This is a genomic window from Staphylococcus sp. NWU MKU2 (assembly GCF_033283605.1).
GTDB lineage: Bacteria > Bacillota > Bacilli > Staphylococcales > Staphylococcaceae > Staphylococcus > Staphylococcus haemolyticus.
The window spans coordinates 1-20241 of record NZ_JAVSMH010000005.1; the positions used below are offsets into that span (position 1 = coordinate 1).

Consider the following 20241-nt stretch of genomic DNA (forward strand, 5'->3'; position numbering starts at 1 on the left):
GATCAAACTCTCCATAAAAATTTATGATGTTTGATTAGCTCATAATACTAAATAGTGTTTGTAACATTTAAGTTACTGTTTTGGAATTAACGTTGACATATTGTCATTCAGTTTTCAATGTTCATTTTTTAAAATCAACTTCTTAATTATATAACTTTCATTTAAAAAAGTCAATAACTTTTGTTGATTACTTTTAATATTTTAAGTCATCTTAATTTGTTTTGCAATGGTAACTTTTACACCATCGAAACAAACTTTATAAAGAATTAACATTCCGTTTTTGACGACTTTTATATAATATCAAGATAAAAGTATTACGTCAACACTTTTTTGAACTAAATTATAAATTATTTATTATTCAAATGGATATGTTACTCACAAGAAATTATTCTATCAGATTCAAGATATTTTGCAATAGAAAAAACGCATGAAATTTAAAATTCCATGCGTCAATTTTACACTAAATCTATCTTTATTTTTTAATTGTAGATGCAATCACTTTTTGAGCGATAGATGTGTAGATTTTTCCTAAACGATCATCTGCTTGATAAATAGAGGGTGAGAAATCTTTAGGATTCCAAGTAGGTTGTTCTAATGGTAGTTCTCCTAATAACTGAGTATTTAATTCATCTGCTAGTTTACGTCCTCCGCCTTTACCAAAGATATATTCTTTATTACCTGTTTCTTTACTTTCGAAATAACTCATATTTTCGATAACACCGAGAATAGAGTGCTCGGTATGTTTTGCCATTGCCCCTGCTCTAGCCGCAACAAATGCTGCAGTAGGATGCGGTGTCGTTACAATTATCTCTTTACTACTTGGTAGCATTGAATGTACATCTAAAGCTACATCACCTGTTCCTGGAGGTAAGTCTAATAGTAAGTAATCAAGTTCTCCCCATTTCACTTCTACAAAGAAATTGGTTAACATTTTCCCTAACATAGGGCCACGCCATATTACTGGTGCATTCTCTTCTACGAAAAAGGCCATTGATATAACTTTCACTCCATGACGTTCTACTGGAATAATCTCTTTTCCTTGAACTCCTGGTTTCTCATCAATACCCATCATATCTGGAACACTAAAACCATAAATATCCGCATCAACTAAACCAACACGTTTACCTTCGCGGGCTAATGCTACTGCTAAATTTACTGCTACTGTAGATTTACCTACACCGCCTTTTCCTGAAGCAATCGCTATAAATTCTACAGGGTTGTCTTTAGATAAAAGCCCCTCAATGGTCTTAGGTTGTTCTTCTTTCTTACCAGTATATTGCTCAACCGTTTCGGCAGGTAATTCTTCAAATCTTATGCCAACAGTATTAGCACCATTATCTTTAAGTGCTTTAACTATTGCCATTTGTAAATCTAATTGCGGTTGTCCGCCTAATTGTGCCATTGCCACTTTGACACTAACATGCTCTATTTCTTCTTTAATAGTTACTTCTACAATACCGTCTGTCTCTTTAAGTGGTACATCTATAATTGGATCTTTTAATGCTCCAACTATTTCTTTCACTTGATCTACCGTTAACAATGAAAATCCCCCTTAGTATTCTTTATACCTCTATAATATCAAATATTAATATGTATTGACTTTCTAAATTAGTATATATTTTTTAAATGTATAAAAAAAGAAGTTAGCTCACTATCTGTTCGCTAACTTCTATCAATATGAGAATTACATATCCCGTGTATTTGTTGAATTTTTATTATAGTGTCTTTCCTCTTTGATGAATAAAGAGAAAATAAAACCAATAATTACAAGACCAGTTACTATTGCAAACGATAAATCTACACCAGCTGCAACACTCTGTCTTTGTAATATTTCATGGTTCGAACTTGCTGATGAACCAGTGCTTAGTATTTTTGCACCAATACTCATGAAAGTGACCATTAAAGCTGTTCCTAGAGAGCCGGCCATAACACGACCGAAGTTCATGATGGCAGTACCATGTGATATATCTTCATTTCTAAGTGCATTGATGCCTGCAGTATTGATAGGCATCATTAGTAGTGAAACTGCAAACATTCTTATAGCATAAACAACAACTAACATAGTGTATGATGAATCATATTTCAAGAAACTTAGAGATGCCGTTGTTGCGATAAGAATAATGAAACCAATTAAAATTAAAAGTCTAGGCCCATACTTATCATATATTTTACCTGTATAAACAGACATTATACCGTTTAAAATGGCTCCGGGCATAATGACCAATCCAGACATAAATGCGCTCAACCCAAGTCCATTTTGAACAAATAAAGGAATTAAGAGGGCTGGACCTACCATTGACATCATTACAATCATTGAAGTTATAGTACTGAAAGTGAATATTTTGCTTTTAAAAACTCTGAGGTTTAACAAAGGATTAGTGATACTTAACTGTCTTCTAATAAATGTGATAACTATTAGAATACCAATAATGGCCGAGATTATAACAATTGGATTAGTGAACCCCAAATTACCTGCGCTACTGAACGCATAAAGCATTAATCCGAATCCTAACGTTGAATAAACAACTGATCTTTTATCTAACGCTGTCTTTTTAGTCTCGTTATAACTAGATAGCGTGATAGCACCAAATATATATCCTACGAGCGCAATGCCTACAACTATAATGAAAGGCACTCTCCAACTTGTATTATCAATAATTAACCCTGAAAACGTAGGACCTATTGCTGGAGCAAATTGTATGACCAAACCAGCCAATCCCATTGCAAATCCACGTTTTTCTTTTGAAAATAAAGTAAACAATGTGAACTGCATGAGTGGCATAATAATTCCGGCACCAATAGCTTGAATCACTCTGGCAAACATTAGGACACCAAAGCTAGGTGCAATGGCAGCTATAATTGAACCAACTAAGAAAATTCCCATTGAAACTAAATATAATGGTTTTGTTTTTATTCGATCCATCAGATAAGCAGTTAAAGGAATCATCGTCCCATTTACAAGCATAAAGCCTGTTACTAACCATTGAGCAGTATTTTCAGATGTATTTAATTCTCTCATAATGTGTGGCAAAGCCGTATTTAGTAAAGTTTGATTTAAAATAGCGATAAATGCACTTAATAGCATTACCGCTACGATAAGGTTCCGTTTTTTTGTGGATACTTCTATATTCGCCATATAAAAACTCCTTTTATTTCATACATATTTTTATATTCAATCAAACTTTAGTATGCCAAGCAAACTAAATGCTTGCTATTTCTTATTATTAAGGTTCTCACTATCTGGATAAAATATAATTTTAAATATATATAACAATCCTATGATGACTGAAATAACCCAAAAATCAATCTCGATATAAACATAATGTATGTGAATAATAAAATAGAAGAGTATCGTAGTAACAACATATGAAATCAAGTGGTACAAACTGCCATTAAAATATGGATTATTGGGCAATTGTTTTCTAAAATAATCCATTAAATGTTCAATGGCAAATAAAATGAAGTAACCAAAAACAATATAGCTACCATAATAAACTAAATTATCTACTAAATTTTTATTATAGGTAAAATAACCTAGCTTAAAAAAAATTAGAATTCGACTTAATCCAAATAAACCAAATCCTAAAAACATTAAAAAAATAGCACCTGAAATGATAAAGATAGTGAGGACAAGTAAAGTTGATAAAATATTTTTATAATTATTTTTAAAAAACTTCATCTTTCTGTCCTCCTTTTTATACACGGTAATTTTATCATTAATAAATCACGATATAAAATTTAAAGTACGTTAGTCTAAAACTTTATTATTCTCCAATTATATTACATTTGAGTGATTAAACACTCTATACATCGGATCTATAAAGCGTTGACCACATAATAATAAGAAGAATAGCGACTAATGAAACTGCAAATAATATATTGTAAAAATGCCCATCCATGATTCCAACTGACATAGCATAGAAATATCCCATTACAGTTGAACCTATTGATGAACCTAAATTTTTAGTTAATGCATAGAAAGACATCATTTTTTTCATATGTCTAGGATCTGTTTCTTCTTGAACGATGACACTGTCCTTTGTATAAACAAATCCAAAACTTAACCCAGCAAGAATTACTGTTGCTGCTATTAATAATGGTAATTTGAGACCAAACATGAGTATGATACTGCTAATCAATAATAATGTAAAAGCACTAATATATAATGCTTTTCGAGTTAAGTTCTCTTCTACCTTTGCTAAGTTAAAATTTAAAACTAACCAAGCTACTGATAGTGGGAATATTACCAAACCACTTTGAAGTGGTGAAAGATGTAAGTGATCTTGTAAGTAGATTGGAATGTATAAATTGTATCCCATTAAAGACATAGCTATTAATAAATCCGTTACAAACACTAGTGAAACTGAACGATTAAACTCTGAAATTGGGATAAATGGATTTTTTATTTTGCTCTCAAATTTAAATAAAATAAAGATAAAAATGAAAGCTAACATCAATGAAATAATATTTAATACTATTGATGACTTATTCAATAAACCAAACATAAATAATCCTATAAATATGTAAAAGAAAGAAAGTCCTTTAACATCGAAGCTTGAGGATTTAACTTCTGCTTCTTCTGGAAAATGAAAAGTAATAAATGCAAGTATAATTGCAATAACTGCTATTGGAATGTTTATAAAAAATAACCAATGCCATGTTGCAAACTCTAAAATTGCCCCACCTAATAATGGTCCAATAATACTTGAAATTCCCCAGACACTTCCTACTATTCCCATAATTTTGTATCTAAATGGTATTTCAAATGCTAATTTTGGAACAATTTGAGTCAGCGACATCATAACTCCTGCTCCCAATCCTTGAACGATTCTAGAGATAATAAGCATTATAAATGTGCCACTCATTCCTGACATTAAACTACCAATACCAAATAAAAACACGCCTACCATCGCAATATATAATATTTTAAATCTTGTTAATAATTCACCAACAATAGGATTCGCAACTACAAGCGCTATGAAATAAACAGTAAATACTAATGATATAGATGCACCAGCGTTTAAATCAGTTCTTATAGTGGGCATCGCTAATGAGATAATTGAGCTTTCTATTGCAGCCATAAACATAGTTAAAACTAAAGTTACGACGATACCTATTGATTTAAAGTTCATGAACATTATTCCTCCTAAATAAATTTCAGATTCTTTAATAGGATAATCAACATTTTATTTTACATGCAATAGAATGATTACTTTTAATAAAAAATAAGACTGATGACCGATAAAATCATCAACCTTATTTTGAATTCTCTATATAAAATAAAGTATTGCTATTAAATGAAACATTGAAGCGATTACGATAAAAATATGCCAAATCATATGAAAGTATGGACGGTTTTTTTGGGCATAAAACCAAGCACCAATAGTGTAAGATAAGCCTCCTAGTACAATGAATAAGATAAATAACCAAGATGTACGCATAATGATAATAGGTAGAAAAATAATACCAACCCATCCCATTACTAAATAGACAATCAAACTTAATTTAGGATTCACATTAACAGAAATGGACTTATACAAAATTCCCCAAATTGTAGTACCCCAAAGTAATATGAATACAAACCAACCAATCCATCCTCCTACGACAGTTAATAAAACTGGCGTATAAGTTCCTGAAATAGCAACATAAATCATACTATGATCAATAATTCTTAAAATATATTTGTGAGCAGTATTATTTTTCATTGCATGATATATAGTTGAAGAGATAAACATCATAAAAATACTAATTACAAATATAGAAATACTAACTGAGCTTAACGTTCCATGTGCTATATAACTATGAACTGCAGCATATGGTAGTAAAAAAAGTGTAAGTAACGCAGCTACACCATGTGAAACTGAGTTACCAATTTCTTCACCGAAAGATAGAGGAATGATGTCTTTAAATGATTCGACAACAGTACCTTTTACATTCTTAGTTGAGTTAGACATCTGGCTCCACCACCTTTTAAATTAAATTCAAACGTTCTAAATCTGATGTAGCAGTTTCAACACTATCTTTGCCTTCTTTATTTTTAAGTGGAGAAAATTCATCTTCTCTATTAACTTGCAACGTTACAAAACTTGTTGCATATCTAAAAATATCAAAATAAAACAATTCAAATTTCAATGTTGGTTTTTCAACAACTCCAAAATCTTCATCTAATTGCTTTAATTTTTTCACTGCTAAGTGATATGGTAAATCATTATTTACTGCTTGTTTAATAAATGCAACTTTAAAGGCATGAATTCCAATGTTTGCATTATCAAACGTATTAGCGACCGCTTCATCCAATTCAGAATACTCAAGAACCGTGTCCTTACTATTTTGATTTACTAATCGTCCGACACTTTCACCATCCCTAGGTTGAATTGATTTAGAAGTTACGTCGCAATCGTTTACCACTGTAAACCCAGCAAATAATGGATCTAATACTTTAACTAATACGTTATCAATGTTATTTAAGAAAATAAATTTCACACCATCAGATGCCATTTTATCCAAGTAACCATTTTTTTCTAATGATTTAAATACACCACCATTTCCGTTTGGCGTCTCCATTATATATCCCTGTTCATTAAGTACCAATTGCCCAGTTTCACTTAATGCGACCATGTTTTCTTGTTTAAAGAAATGTACATTATCAGGGTTATAACCAAAATAATCATGTTGTTCAAAGTACGATAACGTTTCTTCATGATTGATATCACTAGTCATGATATACCAATTGATTAAATGACCAGTTTCCTTTTTAAGTTTAAGTAATTGTCGTGCTTGTAATTCAAACAAACTAACTCCTTTTATTTCAAATGAACCTTTAGGGCCTTTATAACCTAAACGCGTACCTTGACCACCGGCCATTAATAAAACTGCAAATTCACCGTTTCGTATTGCTTCTATTCCTTTTTGTTCATATTTAGCACTTTCTTGATTAGTCAATTCAGTCTTGCGTAGATATTTTACTTCTGAAACAGATGACACATCAGAAATTGATTGACGGTTAACATATAAATCTTGAAATAATTGTTGAATACTTTCTAAATCTAATTCATTCACTTTCGATTCTAATTTTTCTTTTTCATTGCTGCTCATTAACTTTTCATATTCACTCAAATGTTCTTGATTATATTTCTTTAATTGATTTTGATCTAACATTTTAACTCTCCTTGTGATTAATTCAATATGTATTCATACTCTCATTATTTGATAGTTACCCTAAAATGGACTGACTTATATATTTTAATAAATGACTAATAGAAGTTTGAAATAATATGTATAATGCGCCAATACTTAATGCAGTAGCCAGTGATACATCGACTAAGCCACCAGTTTTAAAGGTAAACGGGAACTTAATAGTAAAAGGAATAGGATAAAGTAACTTTACTCCCCTTGGCGTTAACATATCTAGTATAACATGAGAGGCCATACCACCGATAATAGAAACCAAATAGTAAGTAGGAGTTTGAATCAAATTAAGGAGAAATACAATGATACCTATAAATAATAAGGAGTGAGTGAATGTCCTATGACCGAATAACAGCCTTATAATTAAACTAAGCAATTTTAATTTTCTACCAATTTTACTTCCAGTGTGACAAATGTCTGGTAATAAACTTGAAACTACAGATAAACATATTACTGTAACAGTTGAGAACAAATCTGTTTGAAAGTGTTCGGTTGTTAATGCACCTACTAGTAATCCAGCAGATACGTGAGTTTTGCCTGTCATAAACCTTCTCCTTTATAGAGAACATTTTAACATAAACCACTCTAAAATACGAACATATTTTCGGTGTTAACTAAATAGTGTATCACAAAATTTAAAAAGTATATCATTAATACTTGAAAACGATTACACACTGATATATGATATAGACATAAATAACATAAAGGATGTGTTCTTTAATGGCAATGACTGTTAAGAAAGATAATAATGAAGTTAGAATTCAATGGAGAGTAGCTGATATCAAAATCCCTACTAGTGAAATTAAAAATATTTCACAAGACCAAGAAATTCATGCCGTTCCAGATTTAGATTCTAAAAATATTTCACGTATTGGTTCTACCTTTGGTAAAACTAATAGAGTGATTATTGATACAGATGATCATGAATACATTATTTATACGCATAACGACCAAAAGGTTTATAACGAATTAACTAAGTAATAACAATATACATTTTTCATTCGCAAAGTTATAAAAAAACTGTCAACTTCCGCTATGTAGTTGACAGTTTTTTAATCTAAAATAATAAATACTGTATTACTTTTTATTTTTCTTAATATTAATTAAACTACACTTAGATAAGGAGGTTAAATTATGTTTGTTGTTACAAATAGAATTACCGTAAAAAAAGGATTTGCAGAAAAAATGGCGCCAAGATTCACTAAAGGTGGAAAAATTGAAGCATTGCAAGGTTTTCATAAAATTGAAGTTTGGAAAGTGGCACGAGATCATGAAAGTGAAGACATGTACGTAAATACATGGTGGGAGACTGAAAAAGACTTTGAAGCTTGGACTAAAAGCGATGCATTTAAAGAAGCACATCAAAACAGAGACAAAACATCGTCTGAATCTTCACCGGTGATTAGCAGTGAAATTGTTAAAGCTACGGTATTATCTACATTAAATTAAAAAAAGGCAATGAAGTATACATAGGAATTGTTTATTTCAACATTTCTAACCTATGACTTCATTGCCTTTACTATTTTATAATAATAAATGAGCCATTAACGCTATAATTGGTAAAGTGATTGCAGTTCTAATTAGGAAAATCATAAATAATTTACCTAAACTTACTGGTATTTTAGAACCTAATATTACACCACCAACTTCTGATAAATATATTAATTGAGAAATACTTAAAGCACCAATTACAAATCTTGTAATCTCACTGTGCGCATCAGCAATTAATATAGATGGTAAGAACATATCTGCAAAACCAATCAATAATGTTTCAGAGGCTTTAGCCGCTTCTGGTATTTGCAATAATTCAAGTATTGGAATAAAAGGTTGACCAATAATTGAAAATACCGGCGTATAATTAGCTATCATAGTCGCAAGCGTTCCGATGCTCATAACGACTGGAAGGATAACAAACCACATATCTATTACAGTTTTTAAACCGGATTTCCAAAACTCTTTAAACCCTGGTGCTTTCAAACCAACAATAGTCGCCTCTTCAAAACCATATCCCAGTGCCGTTTTACCTTCAGGTAGTTTTTCTAATCTAGTATTCTCAGAAACTTCTTTAGTAAATTCATCAGGTATTTTGTTTAATGGCCAAATACGTGGCATGATCATTGCAGCAACAAAACATGAAATAATTACAGTTAAATAAAACGCAAAAAATTTATGTTGTAATCCCACAGTTTCTGCAATAACGATAGCAAAAGTAATAGAAACGACACTGAACGTAGTAGAAATCACTATGGATTCCCTTCTAGAGTAAATGCCTCTTTCATACTGACGACTTGTTATTAGGACACCTACAGTTCCATCACCAATAAACGATGCTAAATTATCTACTGTAGAGCGCCCTGGCAATGTGAATAATGGTCTCATAATTGGTCTAAATAAGGGGCCTAAAAATTCTAATAAACCATATTCCATTAAAAAAGGTAAGAATAGTGCAGCAAATAAAAATACTGCAACCAATGTAGGTAAAAGATCATAAAACACTAAACCACCAGTATCCTCTGAATAAATAACCTTTGAACCAAGTTTAAAATAGGTCATCCATACAAAGACGACGGCTAATAATCTTAATGTCATCCAGACTGGACCAACTTTAAATGCACTATCTAATAATCCGCCTGGTTTAACTTTATTTTTAAAAATTGTCGAATAAAGTACTGTTAATATTGCAGACAATGTAATAATAAAAATTATAATAATTGGCATTGCATCACCAAGTAGACCTTTTAGCCAATTTGCTAAAAAGGCTACAGGTAATGTAGTTTGTTTCTCACCATCTTGTGTAACTGGTACTGGAATTAAGAAAAGTATAATTCCAATAATAGACATAGTTATGAATTTCGCTCTACCTTTGGCAATCTGTTGCTTTGAGTAACCTTCCACCACTAATAACCTCTTTCTTTCTCATTATTGATGCTTTTATATTCATTGATTATGTAAATATATTAAGTAAAACAGCAAACTTTTATATAAATATAAGAATATATGCATTTTTATAAATAGCATATTAAATACTATATATCATTTTTAATTGATATGCAATATAAAAAGAGCTAATTTTCATCATAAATATGAGAATAATTAGCTCTTAAATTTCATTAAATTCGTCTTAATAAAAATAAGAAATACGGCACCCCAATGATAGCAATTATTACACCCACAGGTATATCTAATGGTGGATGAATTCCTCTCGCTAACCCATCACTGAACAAGATTAAAATTGAACCTATACAACCAGACATAATTACAACATGGAAGTAACGCTGACCTACAATAGATCTGGCGATATGTGGTGCAATTAGGCCTAGAAAACTTATACCGCCTACTACTGAAATGGAGGCACCAGCCAGCATAACCGACAAAATAAGTAAGATCATTTTGAGTCTTTGTACTCTTGCACCAAGCGCCGTAGCAATATTTTCTCCTAAATTTAAAATATCTAATTGATAACTTAAACATAATACGAGTGGTAAGGTTATAACAAACCAGGGTATGATTGAATAGAAATTTTCAATAGTATGACCATATAAACTTCCTGTCAACCAAACTAATGCATTATTTGCATCCATAGGGTTTCTAATAAGTAAAAATTGAACTACAGCGGTACATATAGCACCGATAGCTAACCCTATTAAAGCTAAAGTTGAGCCTTTAATATTATATTTAGAAATTAAAAATGACAAAATCAAACTAATAAATAATGCACCTATGAAGGAACCAATAGGTAGTACTAATAGCGGCGCTGAAGGAAATAGCATAATTACTATAATAGCTGCCAAACTTGCGCCTTTAGTTATACCTATAACATCTGGAGATGCTAGTGGATTTCTAACTACCCCTTGAATCACCGCGCCAGAAATGGCCAAACTACTTCCTACAACTAATCCTAGTAACGTTCTTGGAATTCGGTACTCGTTTAAAATGAAATCATCAAATTTTAGAATTCCGTGAATTGCTTTCAAAGGACTGTACATTGTTGAACCAACACATAAACTTACAAATATGCTTACAATTAAGCAGATGATTACAACAGTGTAACGAATAGATAATTGTCGTTTTGTCATATTCGTTTCACCCCTTTTAAAGTTATTAATAGGAAATAAATTGCCCCAACAAATGAAGTGACAATACCAACTGGAGATTCGTAAGGAAATGTAATAAGTCTACTTAACATATCTGATAGTAATAATAAATCGGCACCTATCAAAAAAGTTAAAGGCACCATTAAGAAGTAATCTTTACTTATATAACGTTTAACTATATGAGGGACGATTAAACCAATGAATCCAATCGGACCAGCTATTGAAACAGATGCACCTGCTAATACAATTACAAGTATACCTATTACAATTCTAATCAATTGTGTCTTTTGTCCTAACCCTTTCGCTATGTCGTCCCCTAATTCCATAATGGTTAATTGACGTCCTAATAACATAGTTATAATTAGTGATAAAATTAACCAAGGCATAACCGACAATACTGCAGTCCATTTCAATCCATTAAGAGATCCTACCAACCAGAACATAACAGTAGTATTAGAATCTTCATTTAGTATTATGATACCTTGCGTTAAACTACTGAAAAATAAATGAATTGCCATTCCAGCAAGAGCTAATTTAATTGGCGTTATTTTTTTCGTTGAACCAGATAGTATATATACAGTTAGTCCGCCAATAAATGCCCCTAAGAATGCCAGATATGTTGCATAGTTACCTAGTGAAGGTATTAATATCGTCACTAATACTATTACAAATGATGCACCTGAATTAACACCAAATATTTGTGGAGACGCTAATGGATTCCTAGTAATCGCTTGCATTAAGAGGCCAGCTAAGGCTAACGCACCGCCAATTAATAACCCACCAATCATTCTTGGCATTCTCACATTATGAATTAGAAATGTTTGCTTATTATTTATACATGTAAAAAAGTATTCAAAAATATGTTTAGCATGAATTTCAGACGAGCCAATCGCTAAATTAAAATAAGCAAAAATAAAAAGAAAGCACCCACTCACAATAAATGTGAGTGCAGTGCGTCTCTTATTTGCTTTGTCTAAAGCAGATTGACTATCAGTAGATCTAATAGTCATATTTTGCCACCTTACTTTTCTTTATCTTTCTTTGAAATTTCTACAAGTTCTTTAGCCATTTCTTCAGAAGATATTAACCCTCGAGCTCTTGCCCAAGTATCACGACTAACGATACTTACACGATTATGTTTAACCGCATCTAATGTGTCCCAAACCGGATCTTTTTTCATTTCTTGATATGATGGTTCTTTAGGACTTGCGCCATCAGTCATTATAAACATACGTTCAGGATTGACGTCTTTTAATGTTTCTGCATTAAGTTGTAAATAAGGTCCTTGTAAATATTTGCTTAACCCTTTAGTGACGTCTTTATTTAATGCTTCTTTAAAACCAAGTTGACTTAAGAATTGACCTACATAAGATTCACTTGGATGAGCTAATAATCCAGATTTAGACGCTACAGCTGGTAATACTTTTTCATTTTTATCAAATTGAATTTCATCTTTATATTTTGCAAGTTTTTCTTTATGCTCTTCTAAACGTTTCTTACCTTCATCTTCTTTATTTAAAGCTTTGGCAATTGTTTTAAAAGCATCTATATTATCATTATAATCTCCATCAAAACTTTTTAATTCAATTGTTGGAGCAATTTTACTTAATTCTTTGTAAATACCTTTGTGTCTGTTACTATCTGCAATAATTAAATCTGGTTTTAATTTACTGATTTCTTCTAGGTTGGGTTGTTTACGAGCACCAACAGATTTATAATCTCCAATTTTTTCTTTTAATGGTTTAATAATACGATTTGGTTTGTTGTCATCAGCAACCCCAACAGGTTTAACATTTAGTGCCGCTAAAGCATCTACAAATGAAAATTCCAACGCTACGACACGTTTAGCATCTTTAGGAACTTTAGTTGTGCCTAATTCGTGTTTAATTTTAATAGAATCTTTCGATGACGATTTATTACCTGAATCACCTGATCCATTATTGCTAACATTACCACAAGCAGTAACTAAAACTAATGCAAATAATAATGCGACTATACCTGCAAACTTAAAGCCTTTCATGAATTCCACTCCTTAATATGTATAGGTTTACAATACATAGTTTATTGATAACGATTATCAATGTCAATATAATTTAGTATATTTTTTAAATTTTTTATAAAAGTAGATTAGAATTTTAATTATTAATGGATTTTACCTATAATTGACAAAATAAAAAGCCATTAATCAGAATAAATTCAAAATTAAAGGCTAATTCATTTATTAAAGTTTATATGATTAATAATACCTACAAAGAATTGATTAACATTTTTTATTAATCAATAATGGAGAATTGACCATCTTACTATTCAAAGAGTGAATATAATTATCCTTAAAATAGTGCTTTGTCATATGGTTATGATACATTACTTGAGAAAGCGCCTCATACTCCATAGCAAATTCTATAATATCACCAATTTTATAGTAATCTTGATTATTTAAATTAATCATTAGATGATCACTTGATGCACCAACAATGCTAACATCATTCTTAATAGGTTTAATTTTATTTACGTCTGTGTCAACATATCCAATATCTACAATCGCTTGTAAATAGCATTGGTTATTGTCAGATAGTCGTGGTTTAATCTCTAAAATTTCCGCTTCTACTGTAATTGCATTTTGAAAAAGCATGGGTATAGACTGATTTGTTGTAGTATCTATCCCTCTAAATAATGCCTCACCTATTCGTAACTCATTAATCCTACCCAAATCATTGTACATTAATTGGGGTATCATACTTGAGTTTCCACCTGATACAACTTTTAGTCTAAACCCTAAATTATATTCAATAGCATCAACGAATTGATTTATCTTTAATATATCTTCTTCAGTCGGAGCCGAAGACTTGAAACACATAAAGTTAAATGCAATACCTATTAATTGAATATGAGTCATTTTGATGATTTCTTCAATATAATTTAGTACATCATAAGTTATAACCCCTTCACGTCTATCCTTCCAATCTATCATTAACATAATTTGATGTTTTTGATTTAACTGTTTAGCAATCTCATTAATCTCTCTAATTGACTCAATTTCAGTTTGCATACTCATTTTCACTGATTTAATCAGTTGAGTATAATGTTTTTTAGATGTTGGTCTTAGTAAAAGATAATCGCATTGCCCTTTGAAATCTTCATTTATATTTTCAAGTCTTGATTCTGCAAAATGGGTGAACCCTGATTGAATTAATGTTTCGATAATTCGACTATCACCAGCTACACATTTAATTACTGGGGTTAAATGTATATCATTATTTTCTAATAACGTTCTTAGTGCATCTGCATTATATTCAATTTTAGATAAGTTTATATTGATTTGAGCCAATTATCTCACCTCATCTTTAATTGGATTATCAAGTTCGATATTTAAATATTTTTTCACTCTATTGCTCATACGCATGCGTAATAATGCCTTAACAGTAATCTTTGAACCAAAGAGTACATCTTTTAAAGCTTGAGCATGTGGTTTATTATCACTTATTGCTAATTTAACTTCATTTTGAACTAGAGCGAACAATTCTTCTTCAGTTACAAATTCCGTTTTTGAAAAGTGATGAATTAATTCAGCTAACTGATTCTGAATAACAGCATGCTGAAATTTCGCAATAACTTCTTCAATTGAATTTGCCAATAAACTTTGATTGGACACGTTGATATTTTTCAGTTTATGCGTAAGTGTATTTAAATCGATACGAGACCCACCTAAATCACGCACAATAAAATTCATTTGATAATTAGGTCCTAAATTAACTATAGTATTTTGCATATGCGCTTCTAAAGCTATGCCATACTCTTGAATTAAATTGATTAAAGGCGTAATAAGTTGTCGACTATAATTTTGAATAAAGGTTAATATACCTCTATTATTTAACTCACCATTAACCCATTCGATATAACTATCAACTGTAATATGTCGATCAATTGGATTAGGATTAACCAATGCACCAGTAACAATAGTCACCCCATTGTTTGCAATATAAGGTGTTTCTCTGACAATGCATGCTAGCTGTCTAGCATCCTCGTCATTTGTTTTCGCACTTAAACCATAAGGTTCTAATGCAACATTTAGTTGTGGATATTGATTTAATACATTTTGTAAAGCGCTACTTAATTTAGGTCCGTCTACCGTTGTAACACTTGAAACTGTTCTGACAGCACTCGTTGCTTGTACATTGACAGGTAATTTTATATGATATGGCTTATTGATGAGTGCCATCGTCCTAAATGATAGTGTTGCTTTCGAATCGACATCAAATGGTGTTGTTAATAAAAACTTATTTTCAATCCAATTCGCAAACTTATCATAGATAGTATGGTTGTATTGCCATGGATGTACTAATATCACAAAATAGTCTTCTAACGAAATATGAATAGACTGTGCATATTTTCTAATTCTTGTTTGATATTCAGGTATTACTTTCTTCAATATGTAATCTTCATCATTATCTATACACGTAGCTTGTGCACAGTCTTTATGGATTAACATAATTTTTAACGGTATTACTTTTTCAAACTCAGGTGAATACATTTTAACTTCATCCATAGTTAATGGCAGTTTCGTTTTAGTAAGTGGATGTGTAGGATGACCTTCTAATACTAAGCTTTCTGAATATAACAAATCATTGATTTCATTCGCGTCACTCAAATGTTGTAACCATGCAAAAAAATTTAAAGTTGTTGGCATACCAGAAAATTGCATACTAGATTGCACATTATGTTGACGTTGATAAAATTGTTTATAAATTTCAACAAAACTATCTCTACTATGTATTATTTCATCTATTAATTGCTGATGTATATTAATGTCAAAATGATTACTTAATATTTCTAATAAAGCTTCTACTGTTGATACTTCCATTATATTAGCACCACATTGATATGTAATTGGTCCTACAAATTCATACCTTGACATTACACTGTTATGATTAAAGTGAGTAGAAAGTATACATCCATGATATTGTATATCTAATTGATCATCTTTAGTTGTAATAATAGTTTGTTCTTGCCAAATGCCTTCTTTTATTAAAGCATTTAAAATACGATATTGTATATTAGTATCCGCATTTTGCCATGCGTTTAAATTCATACTTTACTCCTCCAATTTAATTGGTCTTTGAATTATATATGCAATAAATGCAATTACAAAAGTAAATGTTCCCATTGTGATAAATGTATTAATAGGTCCCATTATTTCTGATAATGTTGTTAATATTAAACTACCTAAAGGAATCATCCCTCTATCCATCATGACGATACTTAATATTTTTCCTCGGTGCTCTGATGCTATATCCTCTTGAAAATATATACGATTTGATGTTCTAGCTAATTGACCAAATAAACCTACAAGTGACATGCAGATAAACATGAATATAATGTTATGCATAATGACACCTACAAGCGCTAATCCAAATAGACAAGAACTTAAATAATACATTTGAACAGTGGTGAACTTTTTCAAAATTATGGGTAGTATAAGTGTTGCAATCATACCACCTACAGCACAAAAGGTCATTGACACACCAAAGATTTCTGAGCGACCAGGAAAGAGATCATGTACTAATACTGGCACTAGTGTAGTATACGAAAACCCAGTAGCCATGATAATCAATGACGTAATAAATATTCTTGAGGCCTGCATATTATTCTTAAAGTATTCCCACACAACCGTAAATGAAAACCCTTTGTTAGCTTTATTTACCTCACCAACTGTCTTGAAGCTTAATGGTAAACACAATAGTACAGCAATGAAGTAACACATTGATTGGGCTAGGAAAGTAAACGGTGCATGGTAAATTGAGAGTATCAATCCTGCGATTGCCGGACCTATTGAGCGACATATGTTTATGATAAAAGAATGATATGAAACGGCTTGGCTTGTATTTAAATGTACAGATAAATCGGGCAATACAGCTTGCCTTATTGGTGTTTCCGTCGCATTGATCATACCTCGAAGTGTGGCATAAATAAGGATGATAATAATCGGCACTTGTTCTAATAAAAAGGTACAAACACATAGTGTGCTTGTCACTAAAAATGAAGATGAAATGGTAAGTTTCAATAATTTTCCTCTATCAAATTTATCAGCTATAGCGCCAGCCCAGACACTTAGTAACAAAATTGGTACGAGTCGGCAAAAATTAACCAATCCCAAATAGACTGCGTTATGATAACTAGTAAGTACATACCAATTCAAGCCAATTTGTCCTATCCAATTCCCTAGAAATAATAAAAAGGAACTAGAGAAGAAAAATTTCGCCACAGTATTCCACCTACTTATTTATAATAAATTTTATAATTGATAATGAATATCATTATCGATATTATGGATTATACAAATGATTTAGATTTTTGTAAAATGAATTTGAGGTGCAATATGGATAATTTAATTTCAATAGACAATATAGATTTACATTTAACTGATGAAGAATTAGGAGCTTTATCGTTTTTAAAGCAAGAAATGCCCCATTTAGTAAACTACTTTAAAAATGAATTGCTCGTTGCACGAGATAAAATTTCTCAACGCTTAATTACATCCCTTTACAGAGAAAATTTAGCCAACGCTAAATCAAATAGTACCTTTGTCTCGTCATGTGATATTAAAAACTTTCCAATAAGTGGAGAACACCAAATTATGCGTGTGCATTTTCCCGAAAGCAATAAATATTTATTCGCAAAAGTTTCCGGAACACATGCATTTGGTCGTGTAGATGTTGAAGGTCCATTTTATTATTGTGATAGTGATGGTAGCCAATGTGTTCGTACAATTCATCCTAATGAAGTATTATCTGATATCTTAAACGAAAATCCAGAGCTAGATAATGAGGCAAGTTCTCAATTCAAAGACGATATGGAAAACAGTGTTGCAAATATGGCGTTAGCACTTGCATATCAAGCATATGAGATGCAACATTCAAATGAACCTTTATTGGAAATAATTCTTAATGAACAAGATAGTTATTTGCGTTCAGAGCAGGCAGTTATAGAGGGACATCCACTTCATCCTGGAGCTAAATTGCGCAAAGGCCTTAATGCTAATGAGAATATTAAATATAGTTCAGAATATAATAAAGAAATTCATTTAAAGAGTGTGCTTATTCACCAAAGTATCGCTAGAACACAATCTTTATCGTTTACTTATAATGCTGAATTAGAAGCACAATTTCCAGAACTATATAGCCAAATTAAAACTGAGTGTGATAACTTGAGTAATCTGAGTGAATATCATTTAATGATTGTTCATCCTTGGCAGTTAGATAATGTATTATTAAGTCAATACGAAGAGGAAATAAATAATAATTTAATGATTCCACTAAAGATAGAAATACCTTATTACGCTGGTTTATCTTTTAGAACTTTAATGCCAAAATTCCCAAGCATGGCACCACATATTAAGTTATCTACCAATGTGCATATTACTGGTGAAATTAGAACTTTATCTGAACAAACAACTTACAATGGTCCTTTAGTTACTCAAATCTTAAATGACATTTTAAAGCAAGATAAAGATTTCACTCATTATAGAGTTGGTATTTTAAATGAATTTGCTGGTATTCACTTTTATAATTTAAATGACGAGGAAGCTATTCAAACAGATCGAAGTGAACAATTAGGAACGCTCTTTAGGGACAATGTGTACAATCTAACTGAAAAAGATAGTATTCCTATGATTCCTTCAAGTTTAGTGGTTAATTATAAATATAATGAAGAACCACCAATTATTAGTTTAATTCAACGTTATAAACATCATTATGACAAATCTAATCTTGATATCGCAGCTCAAGAATGGTTGTCAGATTACATTTCTCAATTGTTAGGCATAGTGATTCCTTTATATGCTAAATATGGCATTGCACTTGAAGCACATTTACAAAATTCAATTGCAACATTTAACGCTGATGGACGATTAAATACTATTTATATTCGCGATTTTGAAGGCTTACGTATTGATGAACAACTTTTAAATGAAGCTGGATATACGACAAATGAATTTCACGAAAAATCTAGAATCTTGACCGATTCTAAAACAACAGTATTTAATAAAGTCTTTTACTCGACAGTTCAAAATCACATAGGTGAACTTATATTAACTGTTTCAAAATTCATTGAAGATGAGGAATTTGAATCTAAACTGTGGGATAGCGTAAGCAAAATTATTCATAACATTTTAAATAGCTTAACGGATATTAACACAAGCCGCATTTCAGAAATTAAACAAATTATGTTTGATAGAGACATTGATTATAAATGCGTGACAACGATGCGTTTAGAAGATGAAGCACATCACTATACTTATATTAAAGTAAGTAATCCGCTACATGGTTAAATGATATTAGAAATCAAAACTTAATTCTAAAATAAAAAACCCTTTAGGTTATATAAACCTAAAGGGTTAAATCTATTATTATTGTAATCCTGATCTTTCAGAATTGTTGTTGTTATTATTATTGTTGTTTTTTTCGTTTTTTTGTTGCCATTCTTTTTTAGTCATAACATCATCAACTTGCATGTTAACTTCTACAACTTGTAAGCCAGTGATGTATTTAACTTGCTCTTTTACTAATTCAGTAACTTTACGGAAGATTTTTGGTGCTGATTCACCGTATTCTAAGATTACTTTTAAGTCGATTGCTGCTTGTTTTTCGCCAACTTCAACAGAAACACCAGTAGTTACATTGTTACCACTAGAGAATGCGTTAGTAAAGTTATCAGCGAAACCGCCTTTCATATCTAAGATACCTTTAACTTCACGAGCTGCGATTCCAGCAATTTTTTCTACAACTTCATCTGAGAAAGTTAATTTGTTTTCAAATTGTTGTTGTTCATTTTGTTCTCTGTATTGTTCAGCTTGTTTTTGTTGTTCTTCTCTTTCTTTTTCATTAACTCCAGTTTGATTATTGTAAGCTTGTTTAGCTTTGTTATTATCTACTGACATATTACATTCTCCTTTATAATTGAA

The 20241-nt window shown here is 31.1% G+C and carries 18 protein-coding genes; 3 read left to right on the top strand and 15 right to left on the bottom strand.

Annotated elements, in window-relative coordinates; genetic code table 11:
* Window positions 1–472: 472 nt before the first annotated feature.
* From SBL15_RS08510 to SBL15_RS08540, 7 genes are all read right to left on the bottom strand, one after another.
* Window positions 473–1540, bottom strand: coding sequence for a P-loop NTPase (locus SBL15_RS08510; protein WP_317955756.1), 1068 nt, complete (start codon window positions 1538–1540; stop codon window positions 473–475).
* Between the two features lie 144 nt (window positions 1541–1684).
* Complete coding sequence (locus SBL15_RS08515; protein ID WP_053016683.1) at window positions 1685–3136, bottom strand: MDR family MFS transporter; 1452 nt, start codon at window positions 3134–3136, stop codon at window positions 1685–1687.
* A 75-nt stretch (window positions 3137–3211) separates the two neighbouring features.
* Window positions 3212–3679, bottom strand: coding sequence for a SepA family multidrug efflux transporter (locus tag SBL15_RS08520; protein ID WP_016931351.1), 468 nt, complete (start codon window positions 3677–3679; stop codon window positions 3212–3214).
* Window positions 3680–3803: 124 nt separating this feature from the next.
* Window positions 3804–5132 carry a multidrug efflux MFS transporter SdrM gene (sdrM, locus tag SBL15_RS08525; RefSeq protein ID WP_107612329.1) on the bottom strand — a complete coding sequence of 443 codons (1329 nt, stop codon included), beginning with the start codon at window positions 5130–5132 and terminating at the stop codon, window positions 3804–3806.
* 138 nt (window positions 5133–5270) lie between these two features.
* Window positions 5271–5954 carry a PAQR family membrane homeostasis protein TrhA gene (gene trhA, locus SBL15_RS08530; protein ID WP_053019130.1) on the bottom strand — a complete coding sequence of 228 codons (684 nt, stop codon included), beginning with the start codon at window positions 5952–5954 and terminating at the stop codon, window positions 5271–5273.
* 16 nt (window positions 5955–5970) lie between these two features.
* On the bottom strand, window positions 5971–7158 hold the full coding sequence (locus SBL15_RS08535; protein WP_107613840.1) for a UTP--glucose-1-phosphate uridylyltransferase: 1188 nt from the start codon (window positions 7156–7158) through the stop codon (window positions 5971–5973).
* Between the two features lie 55 nt (window positions 7159–7213).
* On the bottom strand, window positions 7214–7732 hold the full coding sequence (locus SBL15_RS08540) for a metal-dependent hydrolase (RefSeq protein ID WP_107612327.1): 519 nt from the start codon (window positions 7730–7732) through the stop codon (window positions 7214–7216).
* Window positions 7733–7908: 176 nt separating this feature from the next.
* Between SBL15_RS08540 and SBL15_RS08545 the strand changes: the two genes are divergently transcribed.
* Complete coding sequence (locus SBL15_RS08545) at window positions 7909–8169, top strand: hypothetical protein (RefSeq protein ID WP_011275180.1); 261 nt, start codon at window positions 7909–7911, stop codon at window positions 8167–8169.
* 153 nt (window positions 8170–8322) lie between these two features.
* A complete protein-coding gene (locus SBL15_RS08550) occupies window positions 8323–8637 on the top strand; it encodes a heme oxygenase (RefSeq protein WP_037536087.1) in 315 nt (104 codons plus the stop codon).
* Window positions 8638–8712: 75 nt separating this feature from the next.
* Here the strand turns inward: SBL15_RS08550 and SBL15_RS08555 are convergent, their stop codons facing one another.
* The 7 genes from SBL15_RS08555 to SBL15_RS08585 form a co-directional block, all read right to left on the bottom strand.
* Window positions 8713–10029 (bottom strand): YjiH family protein, encoded by a 1317-nt coding sequence (locus SBL15_RS08555; protein ID WP_202112048.1) that lies wholly within the window; start codon window positions 10027–10029, stop codon window positions 8713–8715.
* Window positions 10030–10298: 269 nt separating this feature from the next.
* The gene (locus tag SBL15_RS08560; RefSeq protein WP_053016679.1) at window positions 10299–11264 is read right to left on the bottom strand and encodes a FecCD family ABC transporter permease; all 966 of its coding nucleotides are present in this window, start codon (window positions 11262–11264) and stop codon (window positions 10299–10301) included.
* On the bottom strand, window positions 11261–12292 hold the full coding sequence (locus SBL15_RS08565) for a FecCD family ABC transporter permease (protein WP_107613800.1): 1032 nt from the start codon (window positions 12290–12292) through the stop codon (window positions 11261–11263). Before SBL15_RS08565 ends, SBL15_RS08560 begins: the two co-directional genes overlap by 4 nt.
* Window positions 12293–12303: 11 nt before the next feature.
* Window positions 12304–13302, bottom strand: coding sequence for an ABC transporter substrate-binding protein (locus SBL15_RS08570; RefSeq protein WP_053022053.1), 999 nt, complete (start codon window positions 13300–13302; stop codon window positions 12304–12306).
* A 240-nt stretch (window positions 13303–13542) separates the two neighbouring features.
* Window positions 13543–14610 (bottom strand): alanine/ornithine racemase family PLP-dependent enzyme, encoded by a 1068-nt coding sequence (locus SBL15_RS08575; protein ID WP_053022052.1) that lies wholly within the window; start codon window positions 14608–14610, stop codon window positions 13543–13545.
* Window positions 14611–16371, bottom strand: coding sequence for an IucA/IucC family protein (locus SBL15_RS08580; RefSeq protein ID WP_107612324.1), 1761 nt, complete (start codon window positions 16369–16371; stop codon window positions 14611–14613). It abuts the gene before it with no gap.
* 3 nt (window positions 16372–16374) lie between these two features.
* Window positions 16375–17544 carry an MFS transporter gene (locus SBL15_RS08585; RefSeq protein ID WP_107612323.1) on the bottom strand — a complete coding sequence of 390 codons (1170 nt, stop codon included), beginning with the start codon at window positions 17542–17544 and terminating at the stop codon, window positions 16375–16377.
* Between the two features lie 114 nt (window positions 17545–17658).
* On the opposite strand from SBL15_RS08585, the gene SBL15_RS08590 reads away from it, so the two are divergent.
* Window positions 17659–19608 carry an IucA/IucC family protein gene (locus tag SBL15_RS08590; protein ID WP_317955760.1) on the top strand — a complete coding sequence of 650 codons (1950 nt, stop codon included), beginning with the start codon at window positions 17659–17661 and terminating at the stop codon, window positions 19606–19608.
* A 78-nt stretch (window positions 19609–19686) separates the two neighbouring features.
* On the opposite strand, the gene SBL15_RS08595 is transcribed toward SBL15_RS08590, so the two are convergent.
* The gene (locus SBL15_RS08595; RefSeq protein WP_053022048.1) at window positions 19687–20217 is read right to left on the bottom strand and encodes an Asp23/Gls24 family envelope stress response protein; all 531 of its coding nucleotides are present in this window, start codon (window positions 20215–20217) and stop codon (window positions 19687–19689) included.
* Window positions 20218–20241: the final 24 nt, after the last annotated feature.